The sequence below is a fragment of the Rhodobacteraceae bacterium M385 genome (assembly GCA_025141835.1).
Lineage (GTDB): Bacteria > Pseudomonadota > Alphaproteobacteria > Rhodobacterales > Rhodobacteraceae > Gymnodinialimonas.
Window position 1 is genome coordinate 3,742,844 of sequence record CP081102.1, and the last position, 22,060, is coordinate 3,764,903.

At 62.5% G+C, this 22,060-nt stretch carries 19 protein-coding genes; 15 read left to right on the top strand and 4 right to left on the bottom strand.

The window, feature by feature from the left end:
• The first annotated feature begins 30 nt into the window (after window positions 1-30).
• From K3728_18410 to rmuC, 10 genes are all read left to right on the top strand, one after another.
• A complete protein-coding gene (locus K3728_18410) occupies window positions 31-1,263 on the top strand; it encodes a 16S rRNA methyltransferase (protein UWQ95602.1) in 1,233 nt (410 codons plus the stop codon).
• Between the two features lie 147 nt (window positions 1,264-1,410).
• Entirely contained in the window at window positions 1,411-3,054 is a 1,644-nt protein-coding gene (locus tag K3728_18415) for a heparinase II/III family protein (protein ID UWQ95603.1), read from the top strand.
• 33 nt (window positions 3,055-3,087) lie between these two features.
• Window positions 3,088-4,674, top strand: coding sequence for a bifunctional phosphoribosylaminoimidazolecarboxamide formyltransferase/IMP cyclohydrolase (purH, locus tag K3728_18420; GenBank protein ID UWQ95604.1), 1,587 nt, complete (start codon window positions 3,088-3,090; stop codon window positions 4,672-4,674).
• A gap of 12 nt (window positions 4,675-4,686) precedes the next feature.
• Window positions 4,687-5,037, top strand: a complete 351-nt coding sequence (locus K3728_18425; protein ID UWQ95605.1) for a hypothetical protein — start codon at window positions 4,687-4,689, stop codon at window positions 5,035-5,037.
• Window positions 5,037-5,510, top strand: a complete 474-nt coding sequence (gene lspA, locus K3728_18430; protein UWQ95606.1) for a signal peptidase II — start codon at window positions 5,037-5,039, stop codon at window positions 5,508-5,510. Before K3728_18425 ends, lspA begins: the two co-directional genes overlap by 1 nt.
• Window positions 5,511-5,579: 69 nt before the next feature.
• Window positions 5,580-6,089: a DUF3035 domain-containing protein gene (locus tag K3728_18435; protein UWQ95607.1), complete on the top strand. Its 510-nt coding sequence runs from the start codon at window positions 5,580-5,582 to the stop codon at window positions 6,087-6,089.
• A gap of 202 nt (window positions 6,090-6,291) precedes the next feature.
• Window positions 6,292-7,677 carry an insulinase family protein gene (locus K3728_18440; GenBank protein ID UWQ95608.1) on the top strand — a complete coding sequence of 462 codons (1,386 nt, stop codon included), beginning with the start codon at window positions 6,292-6,294 and terminating at the stop codon, window positions 7,675-7,677.
• Window positions 7,674-9,020 (top strand): insulinase family protein, encoded by a 1,347-nt coding sequence (locus tag K3728_18445; GenBank protein UWQ95609.1) that lies wholly within the window; start codon window positions 7,674-7,676, stop codon window positions 9,018-9,020. Before K3728_18440 ends, K3728_18445 begins: the two co-directional genes overlap by 4 nt.
• 153 nt (window positions 9,021-9,173) lie before the next feature.
• Window positions 9,174-11,018: a DNA mismatch repair endonuclease MutL gene (gene mutL, locus K3728_18450; protein ID UWQ95610.1), complete on the top strand. Its 1,845-nt coding sequence runs from the start codon at window positions 9,174-9,176 to the stop codon at window positions 11,016-11,018.
• 83 nt (window positions 11,019-11,101) lie between these two features.
• Window positions 11,102-12,178, top strand: a complete 1,077-nt coding sequence (gene rmuC / locus K3728_18455; protein UWQ97628.1) for a DNA recombination protein RmuC — start codon at window positions 11,102-11,104, stop codon at window positions 12,176-12,178.
• 88 nt (window positions 12,179-12,266) lie between these two features.
• Here the strand turns inward: rmuC and K3728_18460 are convergent, their stop codons facing one another.
• Window positions 12,267-12,719 carry a GAF domain-containing protein gene (locus K3728_18460; GenBank protein ID UWQ95611.1) on the bottom strand — a complete coding sequence of 151 codons (453 nt, stop codon included), beginning with the start codon at window positions 12,717-12,719 and terminating at the stop codon, window positions 12,267-12,269.
• A gap of 33 nt (window positions 12,720-12,752) precedes the next feature.
• The gene (locus tag K3728_18465) at window positions 12,753-13,916 is read right to left on the bottom strand and encodes an acetyl-CoA C-acyltransferase (GenBank protein UWQ95612.1); all 1,164 of its coding nucleotides are present in this window, start codon (window positions 13,914-13,916) and stop codon (window positions 12,753-12,755) included.
• 88 nt (window positions 13,917-14,004) lie between these two features.
• Here K3728_18465 and K3728_18470 point away from each other — a divergent pair, with 88 nt between their 5' ends.
• The 3 genes from K3728_18470 (at window position 14,005) to K3728_18480 (ending at window position 16,899) form a co-directional block, all read left to right on the top strand.
• A complete protein-coding gene (locus K3728_18470) occupies window positions 14,005-14,352 on the top strand; it encodes an STAS domain-containing protein (GenBank protein ID UWQ95613.1) in 348 nt (115 codons plus the stop codon).
• Between the two features lie 78 nt (window positions 14,353-14,430).
• Window positions 14,431-14,877, top strand: a complete 447-nt coding sequence (locus tag K3728_18475) for an ATP-binding protein (GenBank protein UWQ95614.1) — start codon at window positions 14,431-14,433, stop codon at window positions 14,875-14,877.
• 453 nt (window positions 14,878-15,330) lie between these two features.
• Complete coding sequence (locus K3728_18480; GenBank protein UWQ95615.1) at window positions 15,331-16,899, top strand: gamma-glutamyltransferase family protein; 1,569 nt, start codon at window positions 15,331-15,333, stop codon at window positions 16,897-16,899.
• Window positions 16,900-16,966: 67 nt separating this feature from the next.
• Here K3728_18480 and K3728_18485 read toward each other — a convergent pair whose 3' ends face one another.
• A complete protein-coding gene (locus tag K3728_18485; GenBank protein UWQ95616.1) occupies window positions 16,967-19,258 on the bottom strand; it encodes a transglycosylase domain-containing protein in 2,292 nt (763 codons plus the stop codon).
• A gap of 307 nt (window positions 19,259-19,565) precedes the next feature.
• Here K3728_18485 and K3728_18490 point away from each other — a divergent pair, with 307 nt between their 5' ends.
• Both K3728_18490 and K3728_18495 read left to right on the top strand, forming a co-directional pair.
• Window positions 19,566-19,904 (top strand): P-II family nitrogen regulator, encoded by a 339-nt coding sequence (locus tag K3728_18490; protein UWQ95617.1) that lies wholly within the window; start codon window positions 19,566-19,568, stop codon window positions 19,902-19,904.
• Between the two features lie 27 nt (window positions 19,905-19,931).
• The gene (locus tag K3728_18495) at window positions 19,932-21,239 is read left to right on the top strand and encodes an ammonium transporter (protein UWQ95618.1); all 1,308 of its coding nucleotides are present in this window, start codon (window positions 19,932-19,934) and stop codon (window positions 21,237-21,239) included.
• Between the two features lie 118 nt (window positions 21,240-21,357).
• Here the strand turns inward: K3728_18495 and K3728_18500 are convergent, their stop codons facing one another.
• The gene (locus K3728_18500) at window positions 21,358-21,990 is read right to left on the bottom strand and encodes an SCO family protein (protein ID UWQ95619.1); all 633 of its coding nucleotides are present in this window, start codon (window positions 21,988-21,990) and stop codon (window positions 21,358-21,360) included.
• Between the last annotated feature and the right edge of the window lie 70 nt (window positions 21,991-22,060).

Genomic DNA, 22,060 nt, shown 5'->3' on the forward strand with positions numbered 1-22,060 from the left:
GCAAAGCTCTCGGAACAAGGAACTCCGCCCATGAAAGCGCGTCCCGCTGCCCTAATCCTGCTTAACGCCGTCCTGAGAGATCGTCAGATCCTGGGTCAGGTCGAGGTGCCGGCCGAAGGGGCCGAGGCCGCCCGAGCGAGCCGTTTGGCCCTGGCCGTATTGCGCAATCTGGGCGCGGTGGATGCCTTGTTGAAGCCCTACACCCAACGCAAACCCCAGATCGGGGTGCATAACATCCTGCGGCTCGGCGCGGTGGAGTTGTTGGTGAACGGCGAAGACGCCCACGGCGTCGTGAGTGATTTGGTCGGCATCTCCAAGACCCAGCCCCATACCCGCAAGGCGCAGGGCATGGTGAACGCGATCCTGCGCAAGGTTGCTACGGAAGGGCCCGAAGCATGGGCCAAGACCCAACCGCAGCGCTTGCCGCCCTGGCTCGACAAAGCACTGCGTAAGCGGATCGGGGCCGAGGGGATCAAGGCGATCGAGGCCGCGCAAGCGAAGATGCCGCCGATTGATCTGACCCCGCGCGACGCCGATTTCACACTGGAAGGGGCGGACGTTCTGCCGACCGGCTCCTTACGGCTGCACAACCATCCGCAGGTCAGCGCCTTGCCCGGCTATGCCGAGGGCAAGTTCTGGGTTCAAGATGCAGCCGCCGCCGTTCCGGTGAAGCTACTAGGCGACGTGAAGGGCAAGAAAGTGCTCGACATCTGCGCCGCGCCCGGTGGCAAGACCATGCAGCTGGCCGCCGCCGGGGCCGATGTCACCGCGCTCGACATTTCCGGCCCGCGTATGAAGCGGGTGGCCGAAAACCTCGCCCGGACGCAGCTTTCCGCGACCCTCGAGACAGGGGATGCCTTCCAGCATCAAGGCACCTACGACGCCATCCTTCTGGATGCGCCTTGTTCTGCCACTGGCACGATTCGCCGCCATCCCGATTTGCCCTTCGTTAAATCCGGCGATGAGATTGAGCCGTTGACCAAGCTGCAAATGCAGATGATCGACCATGCCCTGATCCTGCTCAAACCCGGCGGCACGCTGGTCTATTGCACCTGCTCGTTGCTGCCCGTCGAGGGCGAGTTCCAGATCAAGGCCGCCCTTAAACGGCACGAAGGCCTCTCGATCATCCCAACCGATCCCACCGCCATCGGTGGCGATGCGGCATGGGCCAGCGACGAAGGGGGCCTGCGCCTCTGGCCGTCCTATTGGGCGGATAAAGGCGGGATGGACGGCTTCTATATGGCCGCACTGCGCCTGTCGTGATATTGCCCCGCTGACCCCGCAAACAGGCAGCCAAACCCTATGTCCGCACCCGTTCCCCCGTCCCCCGCAAGGCCGCGCCCGCCGCAGGGTACGGGTGCGCGGTTAACCCATCGGTGGGCCGCCCGGGCCGCTGGCTGGGGGCCCCGGATGCAGGGTTTCCTGTGGCAACCCGAGGTGCGCTTCCCCGGCTCTGCCGCCCGTGGTCGGCAGTTGATGGCCGGCAACTTCCGCCTTGGCGGCGCATTAATCGAAGCTCCCGATACCAGCCCGTGGGACATCACCGCGCCCAATGATGATTTCGAAGCCGCGCTGCATGGGTTCCATTGGCTCGATGATCTGGCCGCTGTCCCTGACGGCGCTGGCCGTGACACCGCGCAGCTTTGGCTGTCACAATGGGTGGATCGTTACGGCAAAGGCCAGGGGCCGGGGTGGAGCGCCGATTTAACCGGGCGTCGGCAAATCCGCTGGATCACCCATGCTTTGTTCCTGATGAACGGTCAGCGCCCGCCTGAGACCAAGCTCTTTCACCTTGCATTGTCTCGGCAGACCAACTTTCTGGCGAAACGCTGGCATCGCGCCTCGCCGGGATTGCCCCGGTTCGAGGCCCTGACCGGGCTGATCTATTCGGCCTGCGCCCTGATCGGGATGGAAACGGTTCTTGACCCCGCGCTGCAAGGGTTGGCGCAGGAATGCGCCACGCAGATTGACGCCCAAGGCGGCATCGTCACGCGCAACCCGGAGGAATTGCTTGAGGTCTTCGTTCTGCTCACCTGGATTGCTCAGATCCTGCAAGAAACCGGCAAGCGGGCCGACCCGGCCGTGGACACTGCTATCCTTCGCATCGCGCCGACGTTGCGGGCCATGCGCCATGCCGATGGTAGCCTCGTGCGGGCCCATGGCGGCGGGCGCGGCGCGCCGGGGCGGTTGATCGGAGCACTGGTGCAATCGGGCGTCCGGCCCGCACGAATCAAGGGCCTGGCGATGGGCTATGCGCGTATGGCCTCGGGCCGGGTGACGGTGATTGCCGACGCGGCCCCGCCGATGATGGGCCCGGGGTCGACCAACGCCCACGCAGGCACCTTGGCGTTTGAAATGGCCTCGGCCAATCACCCCGTAATCGTGAACGCAGGCTCTGGCGCGGCGTTTGGGGCCGATTGGCGGCGGGCCGGGCGGGCGACGGTCAGCCATTCCACCGTATCGCTTGAGGGGTACTCCTCGTCGCGGTTCGCTCACAAAGCATCGGACGTGCCGCCCGAGCGGCAGGGCTTTGCCGAAGGGCCAACTGATGTGTCGATCCAAGTGTCGGAAATTGCCGGGGGCGAAGGTATCGTGCTGTCCCACGATGGCTGGCGGCGCACCCACGGGCTGGTGCATTTGCGGTCCCTGACACTGGAAGACAACGGCAACCTTTTGCGCGGCGAAGACGGGTTGGCGGCGCTGGACGGCGATGACCGCAACCGGTTCACCCGGGTCAACCGTAACCTGCCCTCAGACGTGGGTCTGCGCTTTGCCGCAAGGTTCCACCTGCACCCCGATGTGGTCGCGGAATTGGACATGGGCGGCGCGGCGATCTCGCTGACACTGCCCACTGACGAGGTCTGGGTCTTCCGCCATGGCGGCGAGGCCAAGATGTCGATCATGCCGTCAATCTATTTCGACGACACACGGCTGAAGCCACGCGCGACAAAACAGATCGTTTTAACGTCTCGCGTCAGGGGGTATGGAGCGGCTGTCAGCTGGTCCATCGCCCGCCCCTCTGCGTTGCTGCCAGCCCCAGACCTGTCCTTGTGAAGACCACGGGGACGCTGCCTTGAAGGAATGCCCATGTCGAACCCCGCCCCCCTGAACCGTGCCCTGCTATCTGTGTCTGACAAGACCGGCCTGATCGAATTCGCCAGTGACCTGGCCGCGCGGGGGGTTGATTTGTTGTCCACCGGGGGCACCGCCAAGGCGTTGCGCGAAGCGGGCCTGCCCGTGCGCGATGTGTCCGAGGTGACAGGCTTCCCCGAGATGATGGATGGCCGCGTGAAGACGCTGCACCCGATGATCCACGGCGGCTTGCTGGCCCTGCGCGACAACAAGGATCACCAAGCCGCGATGCAGCAACACGGCATTGGCGCGATCGACCTGTTGGTGGTGAACCTTTATCCGTTCGAGGAAACCGTGGCCAAAGGCGCGGACTACGACACCTGCATCGAGAACATCGACATCGGCGGCCCCGCGATGATCCGCGCGGCAGCCAAGAACCACGGTGCTGTGACGGTCCTGACAAGCCCCGCGCAATACGCGGGCTTGCTGGAAGAGTTGGACGCCCAGAAAGGCACGTCGTTCCCGTTCCGCCAGCGCATGGCGCAAGCGGCCTACGCCCGCACGGCCGCCTATGACGCGGCGGTCTCCTCTTGGATGGCGGGCGCGGCAGAGATCGAAACACCCCCGCATCGCGCCTTCGCAGGCACCTTGGCGCAGGAAATGCGCTACGGCGAAAACCCGCACCAAAAAGCGGCGTTCTACCACGATGGCTCGGCTCGTCCCGGCGTGGCTACGGCGACACAGCATCAGGGCAAGGCGCTGAGCTATAACAACATCAACGATACCGACGCGGCGTTTGAGCTGGTGTCCGAATTCGCCCCGGCAGACGGTCCCGCCGTCGCGATCATCAAGCACGCCAACCCTTCGGGCGTGGCGCGGGGCGCTTCGCTGGTCGAGGCTTACAAGGCGGCGTTTGACTGCGACCGGACCAGCGCGTTCGGCGGTATCGTGGCCCTGAACCAGAAGCTGGACGCGGCAACCGCCGAAGAGATCGTGCAGATCTTCACCGAGGTCGTTATCGCCCCTGACGCCGATGAGGACGCCAAGGCGATCTTCGCGGCCAAGAAGAACCTGCGCCTGCTGACCACGGGCGGCTTGCCCGACCCTCGTGCGCCGATGGTGGCCTATAAGCAGGTCGCGGGCGGCTTGCTTGTGCAAGACAAGGACACCGGGTTCGTGGCAGCGGATGATCTGAAGGTGGTGACGAAACGCGCGCCATTGGATCAGGAAATGACCGACCTGCGCTTTGCATGGACCGTGGCCAAGCACACGAAATCCAACGCGATCATCTACGCCAAGGGCGGAGCAACGGTAGGCATCGGCGCGGGCCAGATGAGCCGCGTTGACAGCTCGACCATTGCGGCGCTGAAAGCGGCCCGGATGGGCACAGAATGCGGCATGGCGGATACGCCCGCGAAGGGCTCGGTTGTGGCGTCCGATGCGTTCTTCCCCTTTGCCGATGGCCTACTGGCAGCGGCAGAGGCGGGCGCGACGGCGGTGATCCAGCCCGGCGGTTCCATGCGCGATGACGAGGTGATTGCCGCGGCAGATGACGCAGGCTTGGCGATGGTGTTTACAGGTATGCGCCACTTCCGGCACTGAACCAAAGGGACCATGATGCGCTTCACACTCCTCCTCGCTACGGTCCTCGTGGCGGCACCGGCCGCAGCCCAAACATCAAGGGGCGCTGCGGCCCTCGCCGGCCTCGAAGACGTGGCGGCCACCCTGTGTAACCATCGCGCGGAAACCGTGGATGCGGAGGGCCTTGCGACGGCTCTGGAGGGCCCTGTTGGCGACGCTATGGGGCTGACCAATGGCGACAGCATCATCGGAATCATCGCCGCAAATGACCCGGAAGCGGGCGCGCGCATGTGGGCCTCTACCCTAGCGGGGAACGGCGGCTGCGCCACGCTGATACGGATGCTCAGCCAGCCCGGCTCTGCCACGATTGCCGAGGTCCAGTGATGCGGCTCTTGTACCTGAGCGCGCTGTTCTGGTTCCTGATCGATCAGGGGTCCAAGTATGGCGTGCTCTACGGCCTCAACCTGATTGAGCGCATCCATATAGAGGTGGTGCCGCCGTTTCTGGTGTTCCACCTTGGCTGGAACACGGGGATCAACTTCGGCATTCTTGCGGGCGGACCCGAGGTTACGCGCTATGGGCTTGTGGTGCTGGCCCTGCTGATCTGCGGCTGGTTGCTTTATTGGGCGAAGACCGGGCTGACGCGGCCTTTGGCGCTGATAAGCGCGGGCGCGGTGATTGGCGGGGCGCTTGGGAACGCGCTGGATCGGGTGATCCACGGGGCGGTGATCGACTTCCTCAACATGTCGTGCTGCGGGTTTCAGAACCCCTATACCTTCAATATCGCCGATATCGGCGTGGTCGTCGGGGCCGTTGGCTTGCTTCTGTTCGCAGATCCCGCAAAAAAGGCGGCGTAGTGCCGGGATAGAGATAACCCCGTGACGGGCGTTTGAAGATGCGCTAGACCAAGCGCCAAGGAGACTTCGATGGCTATGCGCGCAACACTTCTGGTTCTGATGACTGCCACGATCGGGCTGACCGCCTGCTCGAACGGCACGCCCACGCTTATGAACCTGCGCAACACCGAGTCCGGGCCCGATGAATTTGCCATCGTCCCCACCAATGATCTGGAATTGCCCGCCGATCGCAGCACCCTGCCAACACCCACCTTGGGGGGCACAAACCGCGCTGATCCGACGCCTGAGGCCGATGCGATTGCAGCCCTTGGCGGCAATATCGCGCGGGCCAACGCCAACGCAGGCGGGCTGGTGAACCACGCGTCCCGCTTCGGCGTTGCCCCTGATATTCGTGGCACCCTTGCGGCGGAAGATCTGGCGTTCCGGCAGAATAACGGTGGCCGTGTGCTGGAGCGTCTGTTCCAGAACAACGTCTACTTCCGGGCCTACCGCCGCCAAGCCCTTGATCGCTACGCCGAGCTAGAGCGGTTGCGCCGTTCCGGTGTGCAAACCCCAAGCGCCCCGCCGCCCGGTCTCTGACATCCCTCGGATTTCGCCGTCCCTCAAATTCCCCTCTGGCCCCGGCCAAAGGGCTCTTTCGTGCTGCCTTGACGGCGCAAATCATCCACGGGCTACGGCATTCCTTACTCCCTTCCCCGTCACGTCTGCGTCAGGAGTGTTGATGCGCCCGTGAAACCCCATACATTCACATCCAACGACCCAAAGCCCCGGAGACACGTTAATGATCCGCCCCCATCTGGCAGGCCTCGGCCTTGCTCTCGGCCTCACGGCCCTGCCGCTTGCGGCCAATGCCGCCGGTGAAGTCACCGAATTCACCTTAGATAACGGGATGCAGGTGGTTGTGATCGAAGATCACCGCAGCGCCGCCGTGACCCATATGGTCTGGTACCGGGCGGGTTCTGCCGATGAAATGCCGGGCCAATCGGGCATCGCCCATTTCCTTGAGCATCTGATGTTCAAAGCCACCGACGATCTGGAATCCCGTGAATTTTCGCGCATCGTTGAAGAGAACGGCGGGTCGGACAATGCGTTTACCTCTTGGGATTATACCGCCTACCACCAGCACATCGCGGCGGACCGTCTGGGTCTGATGATGATGATGGAAGCAGACCGGATGCGTGATCTGGTCTTTGATGAGGATGAGGTCGCGACCGAGCGTCAGGTGATCCTGGAAGAACGCGCCCAACGCACCGACACTTCACCCGGCGGCTTGTTTAACGAACAATTGGCAGCGGCCACATACCTTAACCACCCTTACGGTCGCCCGATCATCGGCTGGCGTCACGAGATGGAGGAGCTGAGCCTTCAAGACGCCCGCGACTGGTACGAGACCCACTACCACCCCAATAACGCGATCCTTGTGGTGGCGGGCGATGCTACCCCCGAAGAGGTCCGAGCCTTGGCCGAAGAACACTACGGCCCGATCCCTGCCAACCCCGACATCGAAGCCGTCGAATCCCGGGAGCGCCCCACCGAGCCGCCTCATATTGCGCAGCGCCGGGTGATCTATGAGGACGCCCGCGTCGCCAATCCCTATGTCTCGATCGAATTCCTCGCGCCGGAACGCAACGCGGGCGATCAGGAAGAGGCGGCAGCGCTGACGCTTTTGGCGGAAATCCTGGCAGGCTCGGGCTTTACCTCGGTTCTGCCGCGCGAAATGCAGTTGGACGACGAACGCTCGCTGTTCGTGGGGGCGTATTACGCCGGCACCAGCCTTGATGAGACAACCTTCACCCTGATCAACATGCCCCTGCCCGGCACCTCTTTGGAACAGGCCGAGGCCGATATTCTGGCCGAGGTTGAGGAGTTCCTAGAGGAAGGCATCGACCCCGCGCAATTCGAGCGGATCAGGTTCCAAATCGAAGCCTCTCGCATCTATGAGGAAGACGATGCCTCGGGCCTTGCCCGTGCCTATGGGCGGGCTTTGGCCTCGGGGCTGACCGTGGCCGATGTGCAGGCTTGGCCCGATGTGCTGGCCGCCACGACGATTGAAGACGTCATGGACGCCGCCCGAGAGATTTTCAGCCAAGACGCCACAACCATCGGCTACCTGATGCAGCCACCCCAAGATGAAACCGCCACCGACACAGAGGAGGCATCCCAATGAGCGCTCGCCTGAAGCTTACCCGTCTGACCGCTCGGGTCTTTGCCCCCTTGGCCGTGGCGCTGGCGTTTGCCGCGCCGCTTCATGCCGATATCGTGGATATCCAACCGGTCACGTCTGAAGGTGGGATTGATGCTTGGCTGGTGGAAGACACCTCCATCCCCTTCGTGGCGCTTGATCTTTGGTTCACCGGCGGCGGCTCCATCGACGCGCCGGACGCGCGCGGCGCTGTGCATCTGATGACGGCCCTGTTGGAAGAGGGCGCGGGGGACATGGACGCGGCCACTTTCGCCGCTGAACTTGAAGGGCTTGCTGCGTCTTTCAGCTTTGATGTCTACCGCGATGAGCTAGTGATTTCGGTCCAGATGCTGACCCAAAACCGCGATGAGGTCTTGGCGCTTCTGCACGACGTTCTAATTGCCCCGCGTTTTGACGAAAGCGCGATTGAACGGGTGCGGGGGCAGGTTTTGTCGATCCTTGAAGGCGACGCCAATGACCCCGAAACAATTGCCGGAGCCGAGTTCAACGCGCTGACCTTTGGCGACCATCCCTATGCCACTCGGCTTGAGGGCACGCTGGAAAGCGTCGCTGGCCTGACCCGTGACGATCTGCTGGCTGCCCACCGCAGTGCACTGGTGCGCGACCGCGTGTCGGTCGGCGTGGCAGGCGACATGACCGCCGAAGACCTTGGGCCGATCCTTGATACGCTTCTGGGTGATCTGCCCTTGTCCGACGTGCCCCTGCCCGACCCGGCAGAGGTGTCTGACGAGGGCGGCATTACCGTGGTGGATTTCGCCACGCCGCAATCCTCCGTGTATTTCGGCCATGCGGGTATTGCCCGTGACGACCCCGATTTCTTCGCGGCCTTCGTGATGAACCAGGTTCTGGGCGCAGGGGGCTATCGGTCGCGGCTGATGGAAGAAGTGCGCGAACAGCGCGGGCTGACCTATGGGATCAGCACATGGCTTAGCCTCAGCCGATCCGCGCCCATGATGCAGGGCGGGTTCTCCTCCTCCAACGCTTTGGTGGCCGAGGCGATTGACGTGGTGCAAGCGCAATGGGCCGAGATCGCCGCCAACGGGATCACCGAGGCCGAGCTGGAGGCCGCACAGCAGTATATGACTGGGGCCTACCCACTGCGCTTTGATGGCAATGGCACGATTGCGGGCATTCTGGCCGCGATGCAGGCCGACAATATGCCGATCGACTATATCGCCAGCCGCAACGACAACGTACTGGCCGTGACGGTGGAAGATATCCAACGGGTCGCCGCAGAGGTTGTTGATAGCGATGCATTGCGCTTCGTGGTCGTGGGTCAGCCTGAAGGGCTTGAAGCCTCGAACTAATCGCGAAAACGGGGCGGCGGGCCCAGGCCCGCCCTACGCGCCCAATGCTGGCCGAAGTGTCTGCCGCCCCGTTAACCAATTCACCCGCTTCGCCCCTATGTGAGGCGCGGAATCGGTTCCCACCCCAAGGCCGCCTGTGCTACAGGTAGCGCCATGGCACATCCCACCCCCAACATATCCACAGGCGCCTCTGATTCTGGCCGCCCCGTCATCCGGCAACTGGATGAAGCCGCAATTAACCGTATTGCAGCGGGTGAGGTGGTGGAGCGTCCAGCATCCGCCGTGAAAGAGCTGGTGGAAAACGCGATTGACGCGGGCGCACGGCGCATCGTGGTCGAGGTCGCCCATGGCGGCAAAACTCTGATCCGCGTCACCGATGACGGCTGCGGGATGGAAGCGGATGACCTACCCATGGCCTTGTCGCGCCACGCCACATCAAAGATCGACGGCACGGACCTGCTGAACATCCATTCGTTCGGGTTTAGGGGAGAGGCGCTGCCCTCTCTCGGGTCTGTTGGGCGGCTCAGCATTACTTCGCGCGCCTCGGACGCGGGGCATATGATCCGGGTGACGGGAGGTGCCCATGAGGCGGTGAAGCCCGCTGCGCTGAACCGCGGCACCGTGGTTGAATTGCGTGATTTGTTTTTCGCCACGCCAGCGCGGCTCAAGTTCCTGCGCACGGACCGGGCCGAGATGCAGGCGATCTCTGACGTAGTGAAACGGCTGGCGATGGCCGAACCCTCCATCGGGTTCACGCTGAAGGATGTGACGGAGGTGGAGCGCGTAACGTTCCGCGTTGATCCCGAAAGCGGCGATCTGTTCGATGCGTTGCGCGGGCGGTTGACCGCCATCATGGGCCGAGAGTTCACCGATAACGCACTGGCGATTAATGCCGAGCGCGAAGGGCTGCACCTGACAGGCTACGCCGCCCTGCCCACCTATTCCCGCGGCTCTGCCGTGGCGCAATTCCTGTTCGTGAACGGGCGGCCCGTACGGGACAAGCTGCTGATCGGGGCGCTGAGGGCCGCTTATATGGATGTGTTGAGCCGAGACAGGCATCCGGCAGCGGTGCTGTTTATCGGCTGCCCGTCCGAGAGGGTGGATGTGAACGTGCATCCGGCGAAATCTGAGGTGCGGTTCAGGGAGCCTGCCGCCGCCCGCTCACTAATTGTCACGGGGCTGCGTCATGCCTTGGCCGAAGCCGGACACCGCGCGTCGTCCACCGTCGCTGACGCGACGTTGCAGGCGTTTCAGACGGCTCCTCAAGCGCCTCCTGCGGAGCCGCTTTCCTCGCCGCGCGTCTATCAGATGGACCGGGCCGGACAGCAGCGCGGGTTCGCCCCTATCCGAGGCATGGAGGAAGCGGCCCCGTCTTGGTCCGCCCCCTCGGCCCGCGTGGATGAAGCAGTGATCGACAGCGACGGCCCCTTGGGTGCCGCAAGGGCACAGGTCCACGAGAATTACATCATCGCGCAAACGCCGGGCGGGATCGTCTTGGTGGATCAGCACGCGGCCCATGAGCGGCTGGTGTACGAACGCTTGAAGACCCAGATGGCCGAAAACGGTGTAGCGAGGCAGGCGTTGCTGATCCCCGAGATTATCACTCTTGGCACCGATGCGGATCGTCTGTTGGATCACGCAGCAGAGTTGGAGCGGTTTGGTCTGGTCATTGAACCGTTCGGGCCAGGCACCGTGGCCGTGCGCGAAACCCCGGCCATTTTGGGGGAAATCAACGCCGAAGCGATGGTGCGCGATATCCTGGACGAATTGGCCGATTTGGGCGACAGCCAAACGGTACAGGCCCGGGTGGAGGCCGTATTGAGCCGCGTGGCCTGCCACGGCTCGATCCGGTCAGGGCGGCAGATGCGGGCCGATGAGATGAACGCCCTGCTCCGCGAGATGGAGGCCACGCCGCTATCGGGCCAGTGCAACCACGGGCGGCCCACCTATGTGGAGCTGAAGTTGGCTGATATCGAACGGCTGTTCGGGCGCACGTGATTTCTTTTGGCGAAATTTCGGTGGATCTGAGCGATCCGGTTGTTTGGGCCGTTGTGGGCGGCGCGGTGGCGTTGGTCTTGCTGATGGTGCTGATCCTGTCGGGGTGGAGGGCCGCAAAAAGATCCGCCTTGGCGGTGGAGCCGCTGGCACATCACATGGCGGCATTGGGACAGACGGTGCAGGCGTTAGGTCAGGGACAGGAGCGGCTGGCCGGTGGTTTGGCCGCAGTGTCGGACCATCAGGCGAGGGCTCAGGCCACGTTGCAGGAGGCGATGGAGCGGCGGTTGGAGGAGGTGCAGAAGGGCATGTCCGAAACGCTGCACGGGACGTCGACGCGCACGGCGCGGAGCCTTGGGGAATTGCAGCAGAAACTGGAGCAGATCGACCGGGCGCAGGCGAAGATCGAGAAGCTCTCGGGCGATGTATTGGGGTTGCAGGATATTCTGTCGAACAAGCAACGGCGCGGGATGTTTGGGGAAATCCAGCTGAACGATATCGTGTCCGGCGCCTTGCCGCCGGACGCCTACGCGCTGCAATCGACGCTATCGAACGGAAAGCGCGCAGATGTGTTGATCCATCTGCCGAACCCTCCGGGCCCGATTGTGATCGACGCGAAGTTCCCGCTTGAGGCTTATGAAGCGTTGATGCGCGCGCCCAACGCCGAGGCTCAAGCACGGGCGTTGAGAGAGTTTGGGGCGGCGGTGAGGGTGCATATCAAGGCGATCTCGGAGAAATACATCCTCGAGGGAGAGACCGCCGACGGGGCATTGATGTTCCTGCCCTCAGAAGCGGTCTACGCCGAGTTGCACGCACGTCTGCCCGAGGTTGTGAGGGCCGGATTTGACGCGAGGGTTTGGATCGTATCGCCCACCACCTGCATGGCTACGCTGAACACGATGCGGGCGGTGATGAAGGACGCAAGGATGCGGGAGCAGGCCGGAGAAATCCGCAAAGCCTTGCGGCAGTTGCACCGCGATGTGGAGATTGTCGGCGAGCGGGCCGGAAAGCTGGAAGCGCATTTGCGGCAGGCCGGGGAAGATGTGGCCGGGATTCTGACCGCGTCGTCCCGGGCGGGGAAACGGGCGGAGCGGCTGGATAACTTCGATTTCGAAGAGATGACCCCCGATGACGCAGGTGTGGTGCCCTTGCCGAGAGGGTGACGGGGTGGCCGCCCAGAGTTTTGCAAAACTCTGGGGAAACTCTTGCAAGAGTTTTGGGGAATTCCTTGCAAGGAATTCCGGCGGGCGGTTAGGGGCGGGCGAAGGTGTTGGTCAGAATTGCATGGAGGGCGGTTGCGTCCTCAGCGGTGAAGGCATCGGGCTGATTGCTGTCGATATCGAGGACCGCGATGATGGCGCCTGAGGCATCTCGGACCGGTAGGACGATTTCAGAACGGGTGGAAGAGGCGCAGGCGATGTGGCCCGGGAAAGCATCAACGTCTGCGACCAATTGCGTTTCACCGGTCCGGGCCGCCGCGCCGCAAACCCCTTTGGAGAAGGGGATTTGCAGGCAGCCGTGACCCCCTTGGTAAGGGCCGATTTTGAGCAGGTTCGGTTCCGTGACACGATAGAACCCGGTCCAATCGAAGCGGGGGTCTGCGTGGTGCAGCTCACACGCTACGGTGGCCATGAGGGCCACGGTGTCGGTTTCGCCTTCGGTGAGGGAGGCGATCGTTTGAGTAAGCGTTGCGTAGTCGGCCATGGTGGGATTCGATATTTGTAAAAAGGTGAAGGGTTAGTCGCGCTCGATTGCGATGGCAGTGCCTTCGCCGCCGCCGATGCAGATGGCGGCGATCCCCCGTTTGAGGTTGCGGGCCTCCAGGGCGTGGAGAAGCGTGACGATGATCCGAGCCCCTGAAGCGCCGATGGGGTGACCCAGGGCACAGGCGCCGCCGTTCACATTAACCTTGTCCCGAGGGATGTTCATTTCGTGCATGAAGGCCATGGGGACGACGGCAAAGGCCTCGTTCACTTCCCAAAGGTCCACGTCCTCAGTTGTCCAGCCGATACGGTCGAGCAGTTTCTGGGTAGCCGGGACCGGGGCCGTCGGGAAGAGGGAGGGCGCGTGGGCGTGGGAAGCGTGGCCAAGGATACGGGCCCGTGTGGGAAGGCCTTGAGCCTGGGCGGCAGAAGCGCGCGCCAGGGTAAGGGCTGCGGCGCCGTCCGAGATAGAGGACGAGTTGGCGGCTGTGACCGTGCCGCCTTCGCGGAAGGCCGGTTTAAGTTGGGGAATTTTGTCGGGCCGCGCGTTGCCCGGCTGTTCATCCGTTGTGACCTCGGTCGCGCCTTTACGGGTTTTGATCGTAATCGGTGTGATCTCGTTGGCGAAGGCGCCAGAGTTCAGTGCGGCCAGCGCGTTTTCCAGAGAGCCGAGCGCGTAGGCGTCTTGGGCTTCACGGGTGAACTGGAACGCTTCAGCGCAATCTTCGGCGAAGGTGCCCATGAGGCGGCCTTTGTCGTATGCGTCTTCGAGCCCATCGAGGAACATATGATCCAGGGTCTTCTGATGGCCGATGCGCGCGCCGTTGCGCATGGCAGGCATCAGGTAGGGGGCGTTGGTCATGGACTCCATCCCGCCTGCCACGATCACATCCGCTTGGCCGAGCGCCAGCGCATCGTAGGCCATCATGGCCGCCTTCATGCCCGAGCCGCACATCTTGTTGAGGGTCGTCGCGGGAACGCTTTCGCCAAGGCCTGCGTGGAAGCCCGCCTGTCGTGCAGGGGCTTGGCCTTGGCCTGCCGGAAGAACGCAGCCCATCAGCAGCTCATCCACCTGCGCGCCTCCCAACGCGGCTTTGATGGCAGCGCCGCCCAATTCGGCGGCGGTAACGGGTGAAAGTGCGCCTTGGAATCCGCCCATTGGCGTGCGTGCGGCTCCGGTAATGACAATCTGTTCCATCGTTCCTCCAAATCGCAGCTGTGCGAAAACGAAATAGTAAGACTTGTTGCCTAGGCTCCTAGCAAATGCAGAGCACGAGGAACATGCGATGAATTTGACTTACACCCAACACGACACCGTCGGTGTTGTTCACATCGCGGAGCAGCGCCTCGACGCGAGCATTGCGATTCAGTTCAAGGAAACTTTTCGGACACTCACCGCCGCCGGGGGTGACGTGATTCTTGACCTGAGCGACGTTGAGTTTCTGGATTCGAGCGGACTTGGGGCCATCGTGGCCGTCTATAAGGCATTGGGCTCGGGCCGACACATGGCGCTTGCGGGTCTGCAACCGCCTGTTGAAAAGGTAATGCTGCTGACCCGGATGAATTCGGTTTTCCCGATCTTCGCTAGCCTAGATGCAGCACTGGCGGCGGCCGGACCCACTGCCGCAGAATAGTCTTGGAATCTGTATCAGCCGCCTTGTGCCCGTATCGTCCCACGGGGCACTGGTTTCGTCGCAACCAAGGACCGTCCTATGACACACACAAAAGCGCCTGACGTTTTTCAACGGTTCCAATCGGGGACGGTGCAAGTGCGTCATGCCCTAGACCGGGCCAGAGATGACGTGCGCGCGGCACAGGTTGATTCTGTGACCTGTGACACCTCTCAGATCATTCTGGGAGAGGTGCTCAATAACGTGGTCGAACACGCCTATGGTTTTGAGGAAGGCCACCCGATTGAGATGTCGATTTGGCTGCGCGACGACGGGCTTTGGTGCGAGATTCTGGATCACGGCGGCCCGATGCCCGATGGAATCGCCCCCGCCGGACGACGCGCTCAGTTCGATCCGGAGAATCGCCAAGAGCTGCCCGAAGGGGGATTCGGTTGGGCGATGGTTCGCGAACTCACCCAAGACCTGAATTATCGGCGCGCAAACGACACCAATGAACTGGTGTTTCTGATTCCTCATACGCAGCCCTAGTGCGGGATGGGCGGCCATTGGGATGGCACCGCCGGCTTAGTTCGTCAGCCTATGCCTTGCATGTCGAGATGAGAATGCAGGTTGGCCGCGCTTAAAATCATTTATTCGCAGATACTTACGTTCCTTTCGCCGCAGAACTCCGGGGCCGTGGGGCAGCTTTGGCTGCCCGCAAGCCAAATACCTCTGACCGTACAAACGCCTCCACACGCTTTTCGCGATGCTAGGCTTCTCCGCCACACAAGTGCCGCAATTTCTCCCAACCGACGCCCCGTTGGACCTTCATATCCGGTCTTGTAGCTGCAGAGGCTTCCCTCGGTGCCGTGCATTAATGCCCCCACCCAGTGCGCGATGCCGAGGCCCTCTGCAGCCACATCCTCCCTCCGTTGAAAACGACCCCTTGCCCCCCACGCCTGTCGGCTTAGGGTTCAGGCATTCAACAACATGAGGGCCAAGATGCGCGACTTTCACCAACCTGGACGATCTGCCGTTTTCGCCGAGCAAGGCATGTGTGCCACGTCGCACCCCCTTGCCGCGCAAGCCGCGGTTTCCGTTCTGCAACAAGGCGGTAATGCTGTTGATGCCGCGATTGCGGGCGCGGTGCTGCTTGGCATTTGCGAACCGCAAAGCACCGGCATCGGCGGTGATATGTTCGCCTTGGTGGCACAACCGGACGGAGAGATCATTGGCCTCAACGGCTCGGGTCGTGCGCCTGCCGGGCTGGATGCAGACGCTATCCGCGCCCATCACGACACTATGCCGCTCTATGACGTCAGCGCCGTCACCATCCCCGGCGCGGTGGATGGGTTCTGCCGCCTTCACGCGGACCACGGGCAACTCCCTTTGGCCGACGTTCTTGCCCCTGCCATCCATTATGCAGACGCCGGCGTGCCGATTGCCCCGCGCGTGGCCCTTGATTACGCGACCTCGGGCGAGGTGTTGCAGGGCGCGGGTCGCAAGCATTTTCTGCAAGACGACAAACCCCTGCCGGTGGGCGCTCGGTTCAAGGCCCCCGGTCAGGCCGAGGTGTTGCGCCGGATCGCGGCTGAGGGGCGCGCCGGATTTTATGCGGGCGAGGTGCTGGACGACATGCTGAGCAGCCTAAAGGCGCTTGGTGGCACCCACACGGCCGAAGATTTCGCCAACACCGCTTGCGAATATGTCACCCCGCTACGCTCCACCTACCGCGATGCGGAACTGATCGAACTGCCGCCAAACGGCCAAGGCGCTGCGGCGATGCTGATCCTGAACATGCTGGAAACCTTCTCGCCGCAAGATGACCCCTTCGGCGCGCAACGGGCGCATCTGGAAGCGGAAGCCACGAAACTCGGCTACGACGCCCGCGACAGATTTCTGGCCGATCCCGATCACGTCACTAAGCTGGACCACATGCTGTCCAAAGACACCGCCATGAGCCTTGCCGCGATGATCGACCCCGATGAGGCGATGGAAGACCCCCGCACTGCCTCGGACAATATCCACAAGGACACGGTCTATATCACTGTCGTCGATAAGGACCGCCGCGCCGTGAGCCTGATTTATTCGGTGTTCCATTCCTTCGGGTCGGGCTTTGCCTCGGACAAGTTCGGCATTCTGTTCCAAAACCGGGGCGGCGGTTTCACCCTGGAGAAGGGCCACCCGAATGAGGCCGGGCCGGGCAAACGCCCCATGCACACGATCATTCCCGGCATGTTGAAGCTGGCCGACGGGTCATTGATGCCGTTCGGCGTCATGGGCGGCGCGTGGCAATCCACGGGCCACGCGCGATTTGTGTCCAATGTGGTGGACTACGGGATGAGCCCGCAAGCGGCCATCGACGCCCCCCGCGCCTTTGCCGAAGCCGGAGAGGTCAAGGTAGAACGCGGCTATAGCCCCGAGATGCGCAGCGTGATGGAGGGCAAAGGCCACAAGCTGATGACGCCTGTACAACCTATCGGCGGGGCGCAGGCGATCCGTATTCATCCAGATGGTTTGCTGGAAGGCGGCTCGGACCCGCGCAAGGACGGCATCGCGCTGGGGTATTAAGCGCCCTGTCGGATTGGCCGTAGGGCGGGGATCACCCGGCCCTACGGTAAAGCGTCGCTATGCTGCGTTACTGACGCGGGCCGAACAGTCGGTTCAGCACGTTATTCACGGCATCCCCAATGTTGCCCTGCCCTTGGCCTTGGCCACCGCCAATCGGCACCCGCGTGCCTTGCGGCGTGATCGGGCCACGGATCACACCATCGGCGTCGGTGCTTAGCACCTCCCCGGTATTGGGGTTGATCGGGACCTGCTGACCATTGGCATCGACGAAAATGTCGGGTTGATCGGTCCGGGCCTCGGCAATGGGGTCGATCATCGGCAGGGGCCGCACCGGCAAATCCTCGTGAATTTGCTCCATCGCTTGCCGCCAGATTTCCGCCGGAAGGCCACCGCCGGTCACGCCGGACAGCGGGCGGTTATCGTCGTAACCCATCCAGACACCCGCCACATAATCCGCCGAGAAGCCCACAAACCACGCATCCCGGGCGCTGTTGGTGGTGCCGGTTTTACCCGCCACAGGCCGATCCGGCAGCGCCGCACGTCGGCCCGAGCCGTCGGCCACGACACGGCTCATCATATAGGTCAGTTGCCGGGCCGAGGATTCCGAGATTACACGCTCACGAATACCTGTTTCCTGCTCGAACATTGGCTCGTTCTCGCCCATCAGGCGCAATTCCGTCATGCCGTAGGGCCGCACGGCGGAACCGCCGTTCAGGATGCCGGCATAAGCGCCCGTCATCTCGATCAAGGTGGATTCGGACGCGCCAAGTGCCAAGGCGGGGCCTGCGGCAAGGTCGCTTTCGATGCCGAAATCGCTCGCCACCTGCCGCACAAGATCACGGCCAACTTCTTCGGACAGACGCACGGCGGCGGTGTTGAGGGAGCTTTGCAAAGCCTCCGTCAGCGTCACCATACCGTAGAACTGCCGGGTGTAGTTCTCGGGGCAATATTGCCCCGATCCCGGCACGTTCAGGCATAATTCCGCATCAAGGATCATGTCGTCAAAACGCCAGCCCAGATCTAGGGCGGTGGCGTAAACGAAGGGCTTGAACGCACTGCCTGGTTGCCGAACGGCTTGCACTGCCCGGTTGAACATGCCGCCGCCGGAAAGCTCGCGTCCGCCGACCATGGCCCGCACCGCGCCGTCGGCGCTCATCACCACAATCGCGGCTTCAGCTTCCGAGCCTTCGCGTACTTGGTTGGCAAAGACGTTCTGGATCGAGGCTTCTGCCGCCGCCTGAATGGCGGGGTCGAAGGTGGTGCGGATGATGACATCTTCCGTGGTGTCGACACCTAGGAAGTCTGGAATTTCGCCCATGATCCAATCGGCGAAGTAGCCGCCCGTGTCTTGGTTCGCCGCCGCCGACAGGGTCGCGGGGTTGGCGCGCGCGCGGTCGGCGCTTGCGGGGCTCAGGTAGCCTTCGCGCTCCATCAGGTTCAGCACCACATTGGCCCGTTCCTGGCTACGCTCAAGGTTGCGGGTTGGGGCAAACCGGGACGGGGCGGCCAGAAGGCCCGCCAACATCGCGGATTGCTGCGGGTTCACCTCGGTCGAGGAAATACCGAAATAGCGTTGCGACGCGGCCTCAAACCCGCGCGAACCTGCCCCAAGATAGGCACGGTTCATATAGAGCGACAGGATTTCCGCCTTGGAGTACCGCAGCTCCAGCGCAAGGCTATAGGGCACCTCTTGGATCTTGCGCCACAGGGTTGTGCGTCGGCAATCGGCCTCATACTCGGCCTCTGTCTCAAATTCTTCGGGGTCATAGCCGTGACCAAGGCACAGAAGTTTCGCGACCTGCTGCGTGATGGTAGAGCCGCCATGCCCCGATAGCGGCCCCCGCCCCTCGCGAAGGTTAATGCGAATGGCCGAGGCGATGCCGCGCGGCGAGACACCCAGATGCCGGAAGAAACGCCGATCCTCTGTGGCGACCACAGCGTTCACCAGATGAAGCGAGGTGTCTGTAGGCGCAATCGCCCCGCCAAATTGCTCTCCACGCCAAGCAAAGGTTTCGCCATAGCGGTCCAGCAAGGTCACCGATCCCCGTTGGCGGGCGTCTTGCAGCGCGCCAACGTCCTCGGGCAGTTGCGTATAGTAGTAGCCCGTCGCGATAGCCAGGATCAGGCCCACCACAACCGCGCTGCGCCAGATCACGCTCCAGATCAGGCGGAAGATGAAACGGATGACACGGGCAAAGAAGCCCAGAACACCGCCGCGTTGGGGCGATTTGCGACGCGGTGCAGCACGTTTGCGCGGCTTTCGCGGGCCGCCACTGCCTCCGCCGCCGCTTTTACGCTTCGGAGTTGCACTCGCACGTCGGTCGGCCACCAGCCGCCTGCCATTGCCAGAAGGGCTCATATTACTCTTGCCTCGTATCGGGGGCCCGATTGTCGCTTTCGCTGGGGCCTACCTCATTTAGCCACCAAGATAGTCAAATTCTCGGGGAAAGCGAAGGGGTGGCGGAACCCTGCCTGTTATTGCAGCGCACAAAAATAGGGCATTTCCGCAGAAATGAGCAAAAAAAATGCAAAACACACGCTCAGCCCCCCTTTGGAGGCCCCCGATTCATTGCCCTCAAAGGGTCATACGCCCTGTCTTACCCCCATAAGCGCTTCACTTCCGGGGGCGTGAGGGACAGTCAACAACCGTAAAGGGGTGACAGATAGTGAAACTCATCATTGCAGCAATCAAGCCGTTCAAGCTGGAGGAGGTCCGCGAAGCACTGACCGCCATCGGCGTGCGCGGCATGATGGTGACAGAGATCAAGGGCTTCGGCTCTCAATCCGGCCACACCGAAATTTATCGCGGCGCGGAATACGCCGTGAACTTCGTTCCAAAGGTGAAGCTAGAGATCGTCGTTGCGGCCTCCATGGCCGACCAAGTTGTGGAAACGATCCAGTCCACCGCCAAGACCGACAAGATCGGCGACGGCAAAATCTTCGTGCTCGACGTTCAGAGTGCCGTGCGTGTGCGCACCGGCGAAACCAACGACGACGCACTGTAAGTGCTGACGGGTAAGGGAACCAAACCTATGAAAACCAAGTATCTTCTTCCGGCTATGGCGGCAGCAGCAATTGCGCTTCCCACCATGGCAGCGGCCCAGGATGAGGCCGCGCTACACACTTCTTATATCTTCACCACATTGCTGTTCCTGATCGGCGGATTTCTGGTGTTCTGGATGGCCGCAGGCTTCGCGATGCTGGAGGCCGGTCTTGTCCGCTCCAAGAACGTGGCGATGCAGCTGACCAAGAACATCGCGCTCTTCTCGATCGCGGCCATCATGTACTGGCTGATCGGCTTCGGCATCATGTATCCGGCCGAATGGCTGATCGAAGGCTGGCTGGGTCCATTCTTCGCCATCACCTCGCTCGAGCCTGTTGGCTTGGCCGATACTGAAACCGCGCTGGACTACGCTTCTGTCGGTTCGGACTTCTTCTTCCAGTTGATGTTCTGCGCCACGACGGCCTCCATCGTGTCCGGTACGCTGGCTGAGCGTATCAAGCTCTGGCCCTTCCTGATCTTCGTTGTTGTCCTGACAGGCCTGATCTACCCGATCGAAGCTTCCTGGCAGTGGGGCGGCGGCTGGTTGTCTGAAGCGGGCTTCTCCGACTTCGCAGGCTCCACGCTGGTACACGCAGCAGGCGGTTTCGCAGCGCTGGCCGGTGCCATCATCCTTGGGCCCCGCTTGGGCAAATACAAAGATGGCCGTGTAAACCCAATTCCTGGTTCCAACTTGGCGCTGGCAACTCTGGGTACGTTCATCCTGTGGCTCGGTTGGTTCGGCTTCAACGGCGCATCGCAACTGGCGATGGGCACGATTGCAGACGTGGCAGACATCTCTCGCATCTTCGCCAACACCAACATGGCTGCTGCCGCTGGTGCCGTCGCTTGCTTGATCCTGACGCAAATCATGTACGGCAAGGTTGACCTGACAATGGTTCTGAACGGCGCGCTTGCCGGTCTGGTGTCCATCACCGCTGAACCTCTGGCGCCATCGCTGTTCGCTTCGCTTCTGACCGGTGCTGTTGGTGGTGTGATCGTGGTCTTCACGGTGCCTCTGCTCGACAAACTGAAGATCGACGACGTTGTGGGTGCGATCCCTGTTCACCTCTTCGCTGGTATCTGGGGCACGCTGGCCGTGGCCTTCTACACCGGCAACTGGGGCGCACAGATCATGGGTATCGCAGCGATCGGCCTCTTCGTCTTCGTGATCTCCGCCGTAGTTTGGGCGATCCTCAAAGCGACCGTGGGTATCCGCGTCAGCGAAGAGGACGAGGTCAACGGTCTCGATCTGGCAGAGCTTGGCATGGAAGCCTACCCCGAGTTCTCCAAAGGCTAATACGCCTCCTACTCCTCCCTGTGAAAACGAAAAGGGCGCCCCAATCGGGCGCCCTTTTTATGTGTGTGTAAGGCGGTTGAACGGCGGGCCGGATAGCCGCGCCGCGCCGCAAGCCCCCCTAGCTGGCCGCGTCGATGAAGCAGGCGGTACGCTCGGCCATCTCGGCGGGGGTCACGTCCCGGTTGAAGAACTCCACAAAGCCGGTGTCGGGCATCATCAAGTAGGTGAAGGCCGTGTGATCCACCAAGTAGTAGGGATCGGTGCCGTCATCGTGGACCTGATAATACACCCGGTACGCGCTGGCGGCTGCGTGGGTCTGCTCGGTTGTGCCGGTCAGGCCCAACATGCGCGGGTGGACGTTTTCGGTGAAGGCGGCCATCACTTCGGGCGTGTCACGGCCGGGATCGACGGTCACGAAGGTGGGCAGGACGCTGTAGCCGCCCTCTTCCAGGATATCGACGGCCTCGGCGTTGCGCACCGTGTCGAGGGGGCAGACATCAGGGCAGAAGGTATAGCCGAAATACATCAGCGTAGGCTCGGTGATGACATCGGCGTCCGTCACCGTTTCCCCGGCCTCTGTCACCAGTTCAAACGGGCCACCAATGGTGCCGCCGCCACCTGCCACAACCCCTTCACGGCACTGCGCGAATTGGTCGTCGTCTCCGGCCTTCGCCACAAAAATGGCAACGCCGGTTCCAGCCATCAGCACGCCGATCAGCGCGGCAGAGGCGAGGGCAAAATTCCGTGTCATATCAAAAAGCCTCGTCCAAGAAGAAGTCATCGCGTTGATTACCTAGCCAGACGCGCCTAACAATTCACAA

Coding starts and splice junctions, on each gene's coding strand:
- K3728_18410 (UWQ95602.1), top strand. CDS start 31: ATGAAAGCGCGTCCCGCTGCCCTAATCCTGCTTAACGCCGTCCTGAGA.
- K3728_18415 (UWQ95603.1), top strand. CDS start 1,411: ATGCAGGGTTTCCTGTGGCAACCCGAGGTGCGCTTCCCCGGCTCTGCC.
- purH (UWQ95604.1), top strand. CDS start 3,088: ATGTCGAACCCCGCCCCCCTGAACCGTGCCCTGCTATCTGTGTCTGAC.
- K3728_18425 (UWQ95605.1), top strand. CDS start 4,687: ATGATGCGCTTCACACTCCTCCTCGCTACGGTCCTCGTGGCGGCACCG.
- lspA (UWQ95606.1), top strand. CDS start 5,037: ATGCGGCTCTTGTACCTGAGCGCGCTGTTCTGGTTCCTGATCGATCAG.
- K3728_18435 (UWQ95607.1), top strand. CDS start 5,580: ATGGCTATGCGCGCAACACTTCTGGTTCTGATGACTGCCACGATCGGG.
- K3728_18440 (UWQ95608.1), top strand. CDS start 6,292: ATGATCCGCCCCCATCTGGCAGGCCTCGGCCTTGCTCTCGGCCTCACG.
- K3728_18445 (UWQ95609.1), top strand. CDS start 7,674: ATGAGCGCTCGCCTGAAGCTTACCCGTCTGACCGCTCGGGTCTTTGCC.
- mutL (UWQ95610.1), top strand. CDS start 9,174: ATGGCACATCCCACCCCCAACATATCCACAGGCGCCTCTGATTCTGGC.
- rmuC (UWQ97628.1), top strand. CDS start 11,102: ATGGTGCTGATCCTGTCGGGGTGGAGGGCCGCAAAAAGATCCGCCTTG.
- K3728_18460 (UWQ95611.1), bottom strand. CDS start 12,719: ATGGCCGACTACGCAACGCTTACTCAAACGATCGCCTCCCTCACCGAA.
- K3728_18465 (UWQ95612.1), bottom strand. CDS start 13,916: ATGGAACAGATTGTCATTACCGGAGCCGCACGCACGCCAATGGGCGGA.
- K3728_18470 (UWQ95613.1), top strand. CDS start 14,005: ATGAATTTGACTTACACCCAACACGACACCGTCGGTGTTGTTCACATC.
- K3728_18475 (UWQ95614.1), top strand. CDS start 14,431: ATGACACACACAAAAGCGCCTGACGTTTTTCAACGGTTCCAATCGGGG.
- K3728_18480 (UWQ95615.1), top strand. CDS start 15,331: ATGCGCGACTTTCACCAACCTGGACGATCTGCCGTTTTCGCCGAGCAA.
- K3728_18485 (UWQ95616.1), bottom strand. CDS start 19,258: ATGAGCCCTTCTGGCAATGGCAGGCGGCTGGTGGCCGACCGACGTGCG.
- K3728_18495 (UWQ95618.1), top strand. CDS start 19,932: ATGAAAACCAAGTATCTTCTTCCGGCTATGGCGGCAGCAGCAATTGCG.
- K3728_18500 (UWQ95619.1), bottom strand. CDS start 21,990: ATGACACGGAATTTTGCCCTCGCCTCTGCCGCGCTGATCGGCGTGCTG.